Below are 13,932 nucleotides of genomic sequence, written 5' to 3'. Positions count from 1 at the left end.
ACCGGCTGCTCTGGCTGCTACTCGATACGCGGGCCGCGCTACGCCGTTCCAGGGCTGCGCGCGATCCCTCCAGGAATTCGCGGCCCGGGGTGTACCGGGGAAGGCCCCGGGCCGCGATAAACGCTGCCGCACAGCGCTTTCGAGCGTCCCGCGCCTAACCTCCGGGCAGCGGTGACGCAGTCCCCACCGCGTGCTGCAGCGCGGTTCGGCCCGCTCGTTCCACAGACGGCGGGCGGGCCGAACCGCACCCAAGAACCGGTGTGACGCTTACCCTGGAATCCATCGCACTTGCGCCAGGGGTGGAGGGGAACACCGTTGTTGGCCTTCGAACAGCCGGACGTCCCGGCATGCCGGACCGCGTCGCTGTCTGATCTGGACGCGATCCGCGCCCTCGAGGTGGTCGAATTCGAGCATCTCGCGTATCCGTATTTCGTTCTGCGGCAATTGTTCGAGTTGCACGGAGCAAACTGGACGGTTGCCGAGGACGCGGGGGAGGTGTGTGGCTATGTGCTCACCGCCATCGACGGGGACAGCACCGCCTGGTTCCTCGGCTTCGCCGTGGCGCCCGGCTGCCGGGGTCGCGGCTACGGCCGCGCGCTACTGGAAGCCGCACTGGCGCAATGCCGCACGATCCGCGCCGAACAGGTCTTCGTCACGGTGAAACCCGGCAATCGCGCCGCCTACCACCTCTACAAGGAGGTCGGCTTCGTATGGGCCGACCACGACGTCGCCTACTTCGGCGTCGGCGAGCCCCGAGATGTGCTGGTGCACAGGATTTATCATTGATCATGCTCGAGAAGAACGCTCCGTCATCGCCGTTCGTGGCGGATATGAGCATGCGCATCGAGCGCCACGCCGACACGTACGCCGAGAACATCACCGAATTCCTCGAACAGCCGCACGGCCTGCGGCGGCGCGTCACCGAACAGCCCCTGCTGGACCTGTTCACCCGGCACACCGAGGCGGTCGTCGCCACCTACGATCCACCCGGAATCCGCAGGGCCGGCGACAGTCTCGTCTTCGGGCACATCTACGCAAACGTCCTCCAGCACGTCACCGCCGCGCCGCCGCAGGCGGTATCGGTCAAACAGCTCATAGCGGCCCTCATCGCCGCCGAGGTGGAGTTCCGAGGGCCATTGCGTTTGAGTCGCACTCAGAACCGGCTGCTGGCCGAGACCTATGAGCGCTTGGGCCGTCCACTGGTGCAGGCCGGGCTGCCCGCGCATGCCGCCCTGGCCTATCGTCGCGCCGGCAGCCTCTACCGCATCGACGAGGACACCGATGCCGAGGACCGCTGCGGTCTGGAAATGGCCCGCGCACGGCGGCTGGCGCAGCCGGTGGCCTGGCGGCGCATCGGCGGCCTGGTCCCGGACCTCATCTGCGGCTACGGCTACCGGCCCTTCCGCATGCTGTGGTTCGTCGTCTGCCAGCTGCTGGTCTTCCTGGTGGCCGTCATGCTGCGGTCGGATCAGCCGCCGGCCATCACGCTGTTCCAGGTGCTCATGAACTACCTGAATCCGCTGGGCGTCGGCGATACCGCCAGCCTGCGGGTCGGCGGTCGCGCGATCTTCGTGGTCGAGAGCTATCTGGGCGCGGTCACCATGTCGGTGTTCTTCGCCCTGCTGGTGCGCCGTTGGTTCCGGCTCTGACCGCCCGGAGCCCCGGTGCCAGTCTCGCCCACTGCCCCGGCGCCGGTCTCACCACTGGATGGTGCTGATCTTGGAGCTGCGCAGCGCCTCCAGCGTCGCCACCGCCAGCCGGTCGCGCAGGTGCCCGACCTGCGCGGTCCACTGCCGGGTGAAGCCCGGATCGGACTCCAGCCGGGTCCACAGTTCGCGCAGCCGGGGCGGGGTGTGCGCGCCCGGCATCCACAGGTGCACCAGGTGCTCGAGCAGCGGCGCCAGCTCCACCGCCGGATCGCGTTCGGGCGCGGGGCGTTCGGCCTCGGACAGGGCGGCGCCGAGGGTGGACAGCAGCCAGTCGTGGGTGGCCAGATCCTCGCAGAAGCGTTGCACCCCGGCCAGATCCCGCGCGGTCGGCACCATGATCCGCACCGACCGGGTGTTCTCGTCCTCCAGCCGGAACGCGAACAGAGTGCGACCGCGCACAGCGCCGCCCACCGGCGGCGCGACCCGCGCGGCCCAGCGCAGCCGGGTGGCACTGGATCGCACCGGCGGCTGCTGATCCAGGCGCGGATCGGTGCGCACCCGGGTGAGCAGCCGATCGCTGACCGAACCCAGGTCGAGGGTGGTGGCGCTGGAGCCCTCCAGGAAACCCTCGGTGAGATCGACCGCGGCCGAGGGGTCGTCGGCGATCCGGTGCCACACCTCGAGTGTCCCGACCTGTTTCAGATAGTGCGACCAAGGGCGCCGGTTCTTGTCGGCGGTGCGCACCACGGTCGAGCAGGCCGAGGACTGGATCACCCGGCCGCCCACCAGGATCGCGTGCGCGGCGACCGTGCCGATGGCGCGGCTGTCCGAACGCGACACCGTGGCCAGCTTGCAGTCCACGCCGATGGCCGAACTCGGCGAAACCGCCAGTGGCAGAGGGCGTTCCCGCATCAGCACCCGCTGCCCGGGTAGCAGTGACAGCAGCGCCTGCGCCTCCCGCGCCGCCAGTCCCCCCGAATTCGGCAGCAGTGCCGTGCGTACCTCCCCCAGCAGCACCAGCGGATCGCTCATACCGGTCCCTTTCGCGCATGACCGGGGGCCACCTCAGACATCACCTAGAAAGATGTGGTTCAACCGGCGGGTGGCCTGCCGGGGCACCTCGACCGGAATGCGCTCACCCGCACCGCGTTCGGCGAGTTTGGCGTGCACGTCGTCGTCGAGTTGCAGGTGGTCGAGGATGACCCTGACCGCGTGCTCGATGCCGAGGTAGCTGTAGGGCAGCACGGACAGCGCCCGATAGGCCGCGAAGGGCTTGGCCTTCGAGTTCAGCTTCATCACCGCCGGCAACCGCGACCAGTCGCTGGGCCACGGGTCCTCCCACGGCACAGGCGCGGCCACCATCGCGCCCTCATCGCGAATCATGCCCAGCCGCAACAACTGCCAGATGGAGGCCAGGAACGGACAGGACCAGAGGATGCGCTCCACCTGCTGTCCCGCCACCTCCTCCAACTGGCGGCTCCACAGCTGTACATCGAGGAAGATGGAGTGATTGCGCGCGCCGAACTCCTCCGGCGGGCGGTAGCGGGCGATGCGCATGGCCTGTCCCGCATCGTATTCCGAGGAACGGCGGCCATTGCACAGCCAGCCGGACTCCACGGTGGGCGGTCGGCGACCGGTGCTGTCACGCTCGGGTTCGGCGACGATGCGGGCAGCCATCATCTCCGCCAGCCGCACCGGTTCGCCCACGGGTTCGCCGTCCTGGAACGACGGCACCTCCGCGCACCCGGCCTCACGCGCCAGGTAGTCGATGGGCACCTCGCACTGCTCGGCCGCGACCAGCAGCTTCTCGAGCACCTGCCGCGGGTCCGCGGCGCGTCGGGCGTCCCGGGAACGGGTGGCGGTGCGGGTCCAGAAGTAGTCGTCGACCAGGAAGCAGGTGCTGACCCGGGCGCCCGGCCCGAATTCCTTTTCGGCCGCGGCGATCTGGGCCGCCACGATCGGGGCTACCTTGCGCAGCTGGGCATGGATGCGGTCCACGCCGTTGACGAGCTCGTCCATGTAGAAGTGGCCGACCTCGATGGACAGATGCGACAGCGGCTGTCCGGCCACGCGATTGCGCTCGCCGGCCTCGCTGTAGTCGGTCGCGGAGCTCATCTGCGCACCTCCACCTGTTCCCAGACGGCATCGTTCATGAGTTTCTCGGTGAGCAGGCGGAACGCGTCCACGGTCGCGGCATTGGCCACGTGGGCAGCCACATCCACATCCAGGATCACCTGTTCCCGGCACTGCAGCATCGGTTCCACCGGGACCTTGCCCAGTATCCCGCTCTCACCCATGCCGTGCCGGTTGGCCGCGCGGGTCAGGGTGTTGTGTTGTTCCTGCAGCCAGGCGGCCTGGGCCGGGCGCAGGCCGGCGGTCAGGTTGAGTTCGGGCACGGCGGTGCGGACGAAGCGCAGCGAGTTCAGCAACTCGGCGCGGTCATGACCCCACGCCTCCCCGACCGCGAGCACACCATGCTCGTCGTGGACCAGGCCGCGGGCGGCCGCGATGTGCTGGCGGGTCCAGCGGTGGAAGATGAGCCAACGGCACACCGCTCGGGCCAGCTGCGGATGCCGGGTCGCGCTCAGCGCCAGTGCGAGCGCGATGGAGCGGCCCGCGCTCAGATCCACGAAGGTGACATTGAATTCCTGCTCGCAGGTGGCGAACAGGGCGGCGCAGCGGTCGATCATGCGCTCGTCGAGCGTGGTGAACTCGGAGCCGCCGACGTCGCCGGGGAAGAGCACCAGCCGGCCCGAGGGGTGGCGGGAGCGGCTCAGTTCCATCCGGTCGGTCTCGGAGCGCACACTCAGCCGTGCGGGTGTGCCGTTCTCGTCGAGCAGGTACGCGTGCAGACCCGTGCCGTCGCGGACACCATTGTCGATCCGGCTGATCTCGAAAGTGCCTCCCGCGGTGGGGGATCCGAAATCGAAATCCAGATAGGCGACCTTGTAGCCCTTCATGCTCAGCCAGTAGGCCATATTGCAGCTGGTGACCGAGCGGCCGGTGCCGCCCTTGTCAGAAGCGGAGAACACGAGCACGGTCACACACTCCTGGTGGCGTCGAACCGGGCGTAGGCGAGTTCGTCCAGTTCCATGAGGGCCTGCGAGGCGAGACTGACAGCGGTGCCCGGGCGTTCGTCGATGAGCTTGCGGGCGCGTTCCAGGCGCTGTTCGGCCAGGGCCAGGGCGGTGCGGCTGGGGGACGTATCGGTCTCGCTCAACTCGAGCATCTCCCGATTGAGCAGATGCTCGGCCTCGGTCAGCAGTTCCATGGCCCGGGTCACCGAGGTGGGCGCGCGCAGCGGCGGTTCTCGGTACATGCGCGCGGCGGTCACCATGCACTCGACCACGCGCTCGGTGAGATACCAGGAGGGCAGCTGGGTTTCGGATCCGCCGAAGATGCGGCTGGGATCGTCCCAGAGGCCGGTGGCCGGGCCCTCGCGGAAGGCGCGCAGGTCGAGGTGGTCCATGGTGGCCTGGGCCAGCGCCATGAGCTGGTCACGGGTCTCGATGGTGCCGGAGAGCCGGGCGGCCTGCAGGGTGCGCTTCAAAAGCACGGTGGCGTAGTCGGATACCGTCCACAGCAGCAGCGGGCCGTCCAGTTCCTCGCTGCCCAGCAGGCGCAGGCTGACGCCGGGGGTGTGCATGATGCGGGCGGGATCGTCGGCGGTGAACCGGCGGATGATGCGGCCACGGCGGGCCAGCTCGTCGAAAATCGTTGCGGCGCGGTCCAGATCGTCGTCATTGGCCTCACGGTTGAGCAGGTCCTGCATGAGCACCGCGGACACGATGAGACTGAAGTAGTCCGATTCCTCGCCGTCGGAGGTGCGCCACGGAATGTCCTCGAGCGGCCAGCGCCCGGTGCCGAAGCGCGCCACCGCCGCCCAGTAGCGCTGCGCCAGATCCCAGCGCAGCTGCAGCGCCTCGGCCAGGCGGCGCTGCTGACTGTTGAGCAGGTCGAGTTCGCGGGTGCGCACCGAGGTGAGGTCGTTGATGCCGTCCAGCGCCACCACCGTGAAGTGCAGGTACGGCCGCGCGATGGCGTGGCCGGGCTGATCCGCGAGGGGCATGTCCACGAAGTCGATGGGGGCGGCCTTGCGCACAATGGCCCAGCTCCAACCGCATTCGAACAGCATGTCCGAGCTGTCCAGGTCGACGCCCTCCACCTGACTGAGCGTGGCGTCGTTGCGCAGCCGGATGCGGACCCGTTCCAGGCGCTGCTGCACGGCGTGCACCACCGCGTCGGTGGAGCCGCCGGTCTGGTTGAGCATCGACAGCATGGTGCGCCCGGCATCGGACTTGGGCGAGACGGTGTTCACCACGAAGCTGCGGACCAAGCCCACCATGGCGGCGGTGAGCCGGACATTGATGAGGGCGTCCAGCCGCTCGATGCGCGGGCCCAGCTCCACGGCCAGCTTGATCCGGCGGCCCACGGCCAGTTCGGCGACCGGACCGCTGAAGCCGCGCAGGAACTTCAGCGCGGCCAGGCACAGGGTCAGCGACATGGAATAGGAGTCGACGACGTCGAGCGCGCGCTGGGCGGGCGTCGGATCGACGCCGTCGGACGAGGACAGGTAGCTACCCGCCGCGAAGCTCGGCAGGCCGGCGCCGGAGTCCGGGTCGGGATCGGTGTGGCGGTCGATGTACTGCTCGAGCAGCCAGACCACGCGCTCGCCGATCCGCAGGCCATTGTCGCCCAGGGGGGACAGCACCTCGCGGATGTCGACGGCGATCTCGTCGGGCCGCTCCAGCCCGAAGCCGTCGATCTCGGTAGCCGGGTACAGCAGGCACAGCAGCTGTTCGGCGTCGCTGATGGAGTTGGAACCGTTGCGGCCGCCCCAGACCCAGGTGCCGTCCTGATAACACGCGGTCAACAGCGACCGCCAGACTCCGAGGATCTGTTCCCGTGGCTTGATTCTCATCGACGCCGTCCCCTGCCCTGTCGTGGCCAGCCTCGCCGTCATAGCTATGAACGGGCGCGGCACAAACTATCATGCGCCAGCCGTCGGCACAGGGTGGAAGGCAGGCCCGAAATCGCGTCGCGCACAAAGCGATATCGGGCAGATCGGGCGTGGGAGTGCACGGTCGCCGGGGGCGTGCCGGTAGCGTCGCGGATCATGGATCGGACGGTTCGCCGCGGATCGGCCCGGCGTCGGCGCGCGGCGGTGGGCTATGTCCTGCTGCTGCCGAGCCTGATCGGGGTCGGCTGTTTTCTGCTGGTGCCGATCGCGGTGGTGTTGTGGCTGAGCCTGCACAGCTGGAATCTGTTGGGGCCCATACGGTTCACCGGATGGGATAATTGGGGGTCGGTGCGCAGTGACCGGCAGTTCGGACATTCGATCCTGATGACGCTGGCATTGACGGCCCTGGTGGTGCCGGTGCAGACGGTGCTGGGATTCGCGGTGGCGGCCCCGCTGGCGCGGCGCGGACGGGGCGGAACCGTGCTGCGGGTGGTGTACGCACTGCCGTGGATGTGCGCACCGGTAGCCGTGGGAGTGGTCTGGCAGTGGATCTTCGCGCCCACCGGCGGCGCGCTCGACGCGCTGCTGGGGCGGCGGGTGGAGTGGCTCAGCTCGCCGACGCTGGCGCTGCCCGCGGTCGCCGCGGTGATCGTCTGGATGAACATCGGATATGTGGCGCTGTTCTTCGTGGCCGGGATCCGGGCCATACCGGGCGAGATCCTCGATGCGGGCGCGCTGGACGGAGCCGTGGGCTGGCGGCGCATTCGCTGGCTGATCCTGCCGCTGCTGCGGCCGACCATGTTCTTCGTGCTGGTCACCGGAGTGCTCACCGTCTTTCAGACCTTCGACGCGGTGTACGCGCTCACCCGGGGCGGGCCCGACCATCACACGGATGTGGTTGCCATGCGGATGTATTCGGAGGCCTTCGAGGCCGCGCATCCGGGGCGGGCCGCGGTCATGGCGGTGGTGGTGTTCGCGGTCGTGTTCGTGATCACGCTGGCACAGCATCGATACTTCCGGGATCGGACCGAGCGCGAGGAGGCGGAGCGCTATGAGTACTGACAAACGGACGGCGGTCCGCGCCGGTGCCGCCTACGCGGTACTGGTGGTCGGGGCCCTGCTGACGGTCGCCCCGCTGGTACTGAGCGCCATGACCGCGGTCAAGACGCCGAAGCAGTTCGCGAGCGAATCCGTCTTGGCCGCACCGCATCCGGCGACACTGGACAACTTCCGCACCGTGCTGGACCAGGGGCTGGGCCGCGCGGTGGCGGTCACCGCGCTGATGACGGCGTGCATCACCTGCGGGCAACTGGTCACCTCGACGATGGCGGCGTACGCCTTCGCGCGCCTCAGTTTTCCCGGGCGCGAGGCGCTGTTCTGGGTGTATCTCGGGACCATGATGGTGCCCAGTGCGGTCACTTTGGTGCCGCTGTACCTGATGTTCGCGAAATTGGGCTGGCTCAACAGCTTCTGGGCGCTGGTGCTGCCGTTCCTGTTCGGGTCGCCGTACGCGATCTTCCTGCTGCGCCAGTACTTCCGGGCCATTCCCGGCGAGATCATCGACGCCGCCCGAGTCGACGGGGCCTCCACCCTCGACATTCTGCTGAGCGTCGTGGTGCCGATGAGCCGGCCGATCCTGGCCACGCTCACCGTCATCACGGTGGTCTCGCAGTGGAACAGCTTCATGTGGCCGCTGGTCGCCGCGTCGGGCCCGAAGTGGCAGGTGCTGACCGTGGCCACCGCTAATGCGCAGACCCGGTACAACGCGCAGTGGACGCTGATCATGGCAGCCACCACGCTGGCCATCGCGCCGCTGGTGTTGCTGTTCGTCGTGTTCCAGCGGCAGGTGCTGCGCTCCATCGCGGTGACGGGGCTGAAATGAGGGGGATCCGGATCAAGGCGGCGCGAATCAAGGCGGCGCGAATCAAAGATTCGACCCGGGCGGTGTTCGGGATGGTCGTGGTCGCCGTGCTGCTGGTGGCCGCGGCGCTGTGGCTGGGCCGTGATGCCGGGGGTGGCGGGCGCACGGTGGTGCGGTTGCGGATCTGGGATCAGAGTTTCGTCTCCGCCTACCGGGCCTCGCTGGACGAGTTCCAGCGCGCCAATCCCGATGTGGAGGTGCGAATCACGCTGGTGCCGTGGGCCTCCTACGCACAGAAGCTGCGGCTGGATGTGGCGGGCGGAATCGCCGACGACATGTTCTGGACCAACCTCTACGAGGACTACGCCGACAGCGGACACCTGATGGATATCGGCGCGACACTGGGACCCGAGACCCCGCGAGCCTGGGATCCGCAGGCCGTCACCCAGTACACGCGGTCCGGAAAGTTCTGGGCGGTCCCGCAATTCGTGGACGGCGGAACAGCGGTGTATGTGAACCGGGATCTGCTGGCGCAGGCCGGGATCGATCCGGCGGAGCTCGCGGCGGCGCGGTGGAGTCCCGATCCCGGTCGCGACACATTCCGGCCGCTGCTGCGGCGGCTGGCCACGGTGGCACCGTGGCCGTACAACGCCGCCAATGACTTTCAGTCCATCTCACTGCCGTACCTGGGCTCGGCGGGCGGGCAACTCCAGCGGGACGGCCGGTTCGCCTTCGATTCCCCGCCCGGGCGGGACGCCTTCGGTTATTCGGTGGGCCTGGTCGCGGACCGGCTCTCGCCGTCGGCCGCCGATACCAATACCAGCGGTGACTTCGCCAAGAACGCCTTCCTCCAGGGACGCATGGCGCTGTTCCAGTCGGGCACGTTCAACCTCGCGACAATTGCGCAGAATGCCGGATTCCACTGGGGACTGGCCATGATTCCCGAGGGCCCGGCCGGACGGGTGAGCGCCGATAACGCGATCGGTCTCGCGGGCAATGCCGCCACCGCGCACCCGGAGGCGGTGAAACGGGTGCTGGCATGGCTGGGCAGCGCTGCGGGCAACCGCTACCTCGGCGTCGATGGGGCGGCCATTCCGGCGGTGGTGCCCGAACAGCAGGTGTACCGCGACTACTGGGCCCGGCACGGTGTGGACGTGTCGCCGTTCTTCGATGTGCTGCGCGGCAACGTGATCCCGGCGGGCGGGGGCGCCGGATTCCCGGCCGCGCTCCAGGCGATCACGCCGATCTTCGACGAGATGTACCTGGGCCGCATCCCGGTGCCGGACGCGCTGGCCCGCGCCCAGCGGGAGGCAGACACGGCGGCCGCCCAGCAGTGACCCGCGCGACCGCCGCCCGGCATGACCGTGCTCAGATCCGGCTGTGATCGGTATAGGGCGTGCGCGGGCCGAACTTCGGTTTGCGCGCGAAGCCGGCCAGGCCGAGCAACCGCACCGCGCGATACCGATGCGGGCGCAGCGGTTCGAGGTATTCGACCATCTCGTCATCGTCGATCGGGCGGTTCAGCAGGGTCCAGCCGACAATGGCGGCGAGGTGAAAGTCGCCCACTGACAGGGCATCCGAATCTCCGAAGGCGCGCTGGGCGATCTCGGCGGCCGTCCACACCCCGATACCGGGCACAGTGCGCAGCCGCTGCTCGGCTTCGGCGTGGCTCAGCGCGGCCGCGTCCTCCAGCTTCGACGCGATCCGTGACGCCAGCACAATGGTCTTCGAACGCTGCGGTCCCACATTGGCGCGGTGGTAGACCCAGGACGGGATGTGCCGCCAGGTCTCGGCGTCCGGCATGACCCGCAGGCCCTGCGGGACCGGGCCGGGCGCGGGAGTTCCATAGCGCCACACCAGTTTCCGCCACGAGTCGTGCGCGGTCCTGGTGTGCACCTTCTGTTCCAGCACCGCCGGGACCAGCGCCTCCCACACCAGCCCGGTGCGCAGCATGCGCAGGCCGGGATTGCGACGGTGGGCCTCGGCGATTGTGGGGTGCTCGGGGGTGAAGTCGCTGACGTCCTCGTCCAGGCAGAGCATCCCGGGCAGACGCTCGAGGAATTCCTCCGCGCCCGGACCCCACGCGCGGGCGTCCACCGTGTGCCGGTCGAGCTGGCGCAGCCGGTAGCTGACCTCCCCGGAGGGCAGGCGGGAGGCGTGCCAGTGCGAGCCGTCGGGGGTCTCGCGGTGGCAGGGATCGCCGAGGCCGCGACGCAGCGGGGAGACGGTGGCGGCCAGATCCAATGGCCGCTCGGAACCGAGGATGCGGGTGCGCTCGCGTGCGATCGGTGCGGGCGGCGCTGAAGTCACCGCCCCAGTCTATTTGGTAACGCGGAGATCGAATGCCGCGATGTTCGTTCCGATTGTCTTACTCGCTCGGCAAATGGATGGCATTCACTCCTGGGAGGTACTCGGCGTGATCACGAATCTGATCAATTTCCTGCTCGGTGTCTGGGGAAACATTTTCGCCGGTAGCAGTGGTTACCAGATCGCGCCGGGCACGCTGCCATTCGGCAGCTGAATGATGAGGGAGGGGCACCCGCCGCGGCGGGCGCCCCTTCGTTTGCGCCGATCATGGCCGGTCCGTGTCGTTTACGGCCGGTCCGCGCTCCCTACGACCGACCCAGGAGGAACTGGGCGAGGTGACGGGACCGACGAGCGGCCAGCTGCGCGGCCTGGGTCCGGCAGGAGAAGCCGTCGGCTATCAAGATCGAATTCGCGGGCGCCGCGCGCAGCGCCGAGAGCAGACCGTTCTCGGCGACAGCGACCGAAACCTCGTAGTGGTCGCGCTGCATTCCGAAATTTCCAGCAAGTCCACAGCATCCAGTGATCTCGATCACTTCCGCACCCGTGCTACGCAGTATTCGGCGGTCGGCCGCGAAGCCGAGCACGGCATGCTGATGGCAGTGCGGCTGAACCAGCACGGTGTGGCCGGTGCGGTCCGGCGGCCGCCAGCCGGGCTCGCCCTCCAGAAATTCCGACAGGGTGCGCACCGCGCCCGCCACGGCGGCGGCCCGCGGATCCTGCGGCAGCAGACGTGGAAGATCCTCACGCAGAGCGGCCGTGCACGACGGCTCCAGCCCGACCACCACACCACCGGCACTGACATGCTCGGCCAGGGCATCGACGGTGGCGCGCAGCCGCTTTCGCGCACCGTCGAGCTGGCCGGTGCTGATCCAGGTGAGACCGCAGCAGACCCGGGCATCCGGGATGCGCACGCGATGCCCCAGTGATTCGATCAATACCACGGCGGCACCGGCGATCTCGGGATCGAAGGCGTCGGTGAACGTGTCGATCCACAGCATGACGCCGGGTTCGGAGTCGCCGATGACCCTCGGCTGCTGCCAGGAACGCCGAAAACTCCTGTGCGCCATCGTGGGCACCTCGCGGCGCGGATCCATTCCCGACAGCCGCAGGCCGATACGGCGCAGCGGTCCGACCGCGCCGAGCGCGTTCACCAGCCGGGGGAGCCGGGTCGCCGCGCCGAGCCACCGCGGCAGCCGACCCAGGGTGTAATGGTCGATCGGGCGCAGTCTGCGCCGATAGCGGCGATACAGCGTCTCCGACTTGTAGGTCGCCATGTCGACGCCGGCGGGGCAGTCGGAATGGCAGGCCTTGCAGGACAGGCACAGATCCAGCGACTCGGCGACGGCCTCCGATCGCCAGTCCAGCGCACCCCGGACGACCTCCTGCAGCACGCGGGCTCGGCCCCGAGTGCTGTCCTTCTCATCGGCGGTGGCCAGGTACGACGGGCACATGAACCCGCCCGACGCGTGGATATCGGCGCGGCACTTGCCGACACCGACACAGCGATGCACGGCCGTGGCCAGATCGCCGTCGGCGGGGAAGGCGAATCCACCGGTGGATGGCAGCGGGCGCAGCCCGGCCAGGCGCAGATCGGCATCGACCGGACGGGGGTGCACGAGCACACCGGGATTCAGCACCACGCCGGGATCGAAGAGCGCTTTGAAGCCCGCGAACGCGGCCAGGATTTCCTCGGAGTACATGAACCGCAACAGATCCGAGCGCGCGCGCCCGTCGCCGTGCTCACCCGACAACGAGCCGCCGAACGTCACCACCTGCCGGGCCGCGTCCTCGAGGAAGCTCCGGAAACGTCGCGGCGCATCGGCTATCGGGAGATCCAGGCGCACATGGATGCAGCCATCCCCGAAGTGACCGTAGATCAAACCGTCCAGGCCGTGCTCCCGGGTGAGCGCCTCGAATTCGCGCAGGTAGTCGCCGAGGCGGTCGGGCGGGACCGCGGCGTCCTCCCAGCCCGGCCAGGCCGGGTGACCGTCCGGGGTGCGGCCTGCCAGGCCCGCGCCGTCGGCACGAATACTCCACAGCGCCTGCGCCTGCGCCTTGTCGATGACTGTTCGCGAATCCAGCGCGTGGGCGTTCGCGCGCAGCAGCTCCGCCCGCTCGCGCGCGTGTTCGGCTGTGTCGCCGTCGATCTCGATCAGCAGCCAGCCGCCGCCGCGTGGCAACTCGGGCACCGCGCCGCGATGGGCGCGCACCACGTCGACCAATCGCGCGTCCATGCCCTCGACGGCGATCGGCCGCACCGCCATGATCGCGGCGATATCGTCCGCGGCCGCGGGCATATCCGGATAGCCGAGCACCACCAGCACCGTCGCGGCGGGCACCGGGACCAGGTCGACGGTCGCATCCAGCAGCAGCCCGCAGGTGCCCTCGGTACCGACGAAGGCCTTGGCCACCGACGAACCCCGTTCCGGCAGCAGGTGTTCCAGCGCGTACCCGGATGCCTGCCGCTCGAACCGGCCCAGTTCGGTGCGGATGAGCGCGAGGTGCGAGCGGGTGAACTCGGCCAGGCCGTAGACCACGGACAGATCGTCGCCCAGGGTCCGCTCGACGCCCATCCCGTCGAGAATCCGCAACTCCCGCACCGTATCCGCGGTGCGCCCCCAGGCCACGGCGCGCGGACCGCAGGCATTGTTGCCGATCATCCCGCCGAGCGTGCAGCGGTTCTGGGTGGAGGGGTCCGGCCCGAAGCGCAGCCCGTGCGCGCCCGCCCGCCGTTGGAGCGCGGCCAGCACCACACCGGGCTGCACCCGGGCGATCCGGCGCTCGGGATCGAGGGCGAGGACGGCATTCATATGGCGGCTGAAGTCCAGGACCAGACCGGGTCCGATGGCATTGCCCGCCACCGAGGTTCCGGCCCCGCGCGCCGTCACGGCCAGCCCCTGCGCGCGCGCGACGTCCAGGGTCGCCATCACATCGGCCGCGTCGCGCGGGAAGACCACACCCCGCGGGCGCACCCGGTAGTTCGAGGCGTCCGAGGAGTACTCGGCCCGCCGTCGGGAATCGGTGTCGACCTCACCGGAGATCGACCCGCGCAACGCTCGCTCCCACGCCTCGGTCACGCCCCAACCCTATGCGCGCCTGGAATGCCGCCCGGATTTCGCTCCCAGCGAACTTCTGACCTGCCCGGAAGCCCTTGA

General features: G+C 69.1%; 12 protein-coding genes. 6 read left to right on the top strand and 6 right to left on the bottom strand.

What is annotated here, in order from left to right; all coding sequences use genetic code 11:
• Positions 1-318 precede the first annotated feature (318 nt).
• On the top strand, positions 319-786 hold the full coding sequence (locus GLP40_RS17925) for a GNAT family N-acetyltransferase (RefSeq protein WP_196054717.1): 468 nt from the start codon (positions 319-321) through the stop codon (positions 784-786).
• Between the two features lie 2 nt (positions 787-788).
• Entirely contained in the window at positions 789-1,649 is an 861-nt protein-coding gene (locus tag GLP40_RS17920; RefSeq protein ID WP_154789104.1) for a hypothetical protein, read from the top strand.
• A gap of 48 nt (positions 1,650-1,697) precedes the next feature.
• On the opposite strand, the gene GLP40_RS17915 is transcribed toward GLP40_RS17920, so the two are convergent.
• The 4 genes from GLP40_RS17915 to GLP40_RS17900 are packed head-to-tail and all read right to left on the bottom strand — an operon-like array spanning position 1,698 to position 6,570.
• Entirely contained in the window at positions 1,698-2,681 is a 984-nt protein-coding gene (locus GLP40_RS17915; RefSeq protein WP_154789103.1) for an SCO2521 family protein, read from the bottom strand.
• Between the two features lie 33 nt (positions 2,682-2,714).
• A complete protein-coding gene (locus GLP40_RS17910) occupies positions 2,715-3,764 on the bottom strand; it encodes an SCO2522 family protein (protein ID WP_154789102.1) in 1,050 nt (349 codons plus the stop codon).
• The gene (locus GLP40_RS17905) at positions 3,761-4,693 is read right to left on the bottom strand and encodes an SCO2523 family variant P-loop protein (protein ID WP_328290315.1); all 933 of its coding nucleotides are present in this window, start codon (positions 4,691-4,693) and stop codon (positions 3,761-3,763) included. The genes GLP40_RS17910 and GLP40_RS17905 overlap by 4 nt, the downstream gene beginning before the upstream one ends.
• Positions 4,690-6,570: an SCO2524 family protein gene (locus GLP40_RS17900; RefSeq protein WP_154789101.1), complete on the bottom strand. Its 1,881-nt coding sequence runs from the start codon at positions 6,568-6,570 to the stop codon at positions 4,690-4,692. The genes GLP40_RS17905 and GLP40_RS17900 overlap by 4 nt, the downstream gene beginning before the upstream one ends.
• A gap of 195 nt (positions 6,571-6,765) precedes the next feature.
• Between GLP40_RS17900 and GLP40_RS17895 the strand changes: the two genes are divergently transcribed.
• From GLP40_RS17895 to GLP40_RS17885, 3 genes are read left to right on the top strand one after another with little or no spacing between them, the layout of a single operon-like run.
• On the top strand, positions 6,766-7,671 hold the full coding sequence (locus GLP40_RS17895) for a carbohydrate ABC transporter permease (RefSeq protein WP_154789100.1): 906 nt from the start codon (positions 6,766-6,768) through the stop codon (positions 7,669-7,671).
• Complete coding sequence (locus tag GLP40_RS17890) at positions 7,661-8,491, top strand: carbohydrate ABC transporter permease (RefSeq protein WP_154789099.1); 831 nt, start codon at positions 7,661-7,663, stop codon at positions 8,489-8,491. Before GLP40_RS17895 ends, GLP40_RS17890 begins: the two co-directional genes overlap by 11 nt.
• A gap of 41 nt (positions 8,492-8,532) precedes the next feature.
• Complete coding sequence (locus tag GLP40_RS17885) at positions 8,533-9,807, top strand: extracellular solute-binding protein (protein WP_328290383.1); 1,275 nt, start codon at positions 8,533-8,535, stop codon at positions 9,805-9,807.
• Between the two features lie 31 nt (positions 9,808-9,838).
• On the opposite strand, the gene GLP40_RS17880 is transcribed toward GLP40_RS17885, so the two are convergent.
• Positions 9,839-10,780, bottom strand: a complete 942-nt coding sequence (locus GLP40_RS17880) for a DNA-3-methyladenine glycosylase family protein (protein WP_328290314.1) — start codon at positions 10,778-10,780, stop codon at positions 9,839-9,841.
• A gap of 40 nt (positions 10,781-10,820) precedes the next feature.
• Between GLP40_RS17880 and GLP40_RS33890 the strand changes: the two genes are divergently transcribed.
• Positions 10,821-10,991 carry a hypothetical protein gene (locus GLP40_RS33890; RefSeq protein WP_154789097.1) on the top strand — a complete coding sequence of 57 codons (171 nt, stop codon included), beginning with the start codon at positions 10,821-10,823 and terminating at the stop codon, positions 10,989-10,991.
• Positions 10,992-11,082: 91 nt separating this feature from the next.
• Here GLP40_RS33890 and GLP40_RS17870 read toward each other — a convergent pair whose 3' ends face one another.
• On the bottom strand, positions 11,083-13,854 hold the full coding sequence (locus GLP40_RS17870) for an FAD-binding and (Fe-S)-binding domain-containing protein (RefSeq protein ID WP_328290313.1): 2,772 nt from the start codon (positions 13,852-13,854) through the stop codon (positions 11,083-11,085).
• Positions 13,855-13,932: the final 78 nt, after the last annotated feature.

The sequence above is a fragment of the Nocardia aurantiaca genome, from assembly GCF_009708175.1.
Lineage (GTDB): Bacteria > Actinomycetota > Actinomycetes > Mycobacteriales > Mycobacteriaceae > Nocardia > Nocardia aurantiaca.
This window is presented reverse-complemented; position numbering and strand designations above follow the sequence as displayed.

Coding starts and splice junctions, on each gene's coding strand:
- GLP40_RS17920 (WP_154789104.1), top strand. CDS start 789: ATGCTCGAGAAGAACGCTCCGTCATCGCCGTTCGTGGCGGATATGAGC.
- GLP40_RS17915 (WP_154789103.1), bottom strand. CDS start 2,681: ATGAGCGATCCGCTGGTGCTGCTGGGGGAGGTACGCACGGCACTGCTG.
- GLP40_RS17910 (WP_154789102.1), bottom strand. CDS start 3,764: ATGAGCTCCGCGACCGACTACAGCGAGGCCGGCGAGCGCAATCGCGTG.
- GLP40_RS17900 (WP_154789101.1), bottom strand. CDS start 6,570: ATGAGAATCAAGCCACGGGAACAGATCCTCGGAGTCTGGCGGTCGCTG.
- GLP40_RS17895 (WP_154789100.1), top strand. CDS start 6,766: ATGGATCGGACGGTTCGCCGCGGATCGGCCCGGCGTCGGCGCGCGGCG.
- GLP40_RS17890 (WP_154789099.1), top strand. CDS start 7,661: ATGAGTACTGACAAACGGACGGCGGTCCGCGCCGGTGCCGCCTACGCG.
- GLP40_RS33890 (WP_154789097.1), top strand. CDS start 10,821: ATGTTCGTTCCGATTGTCTTACTCGCTCGGCAAATGGATGGCATTCAC.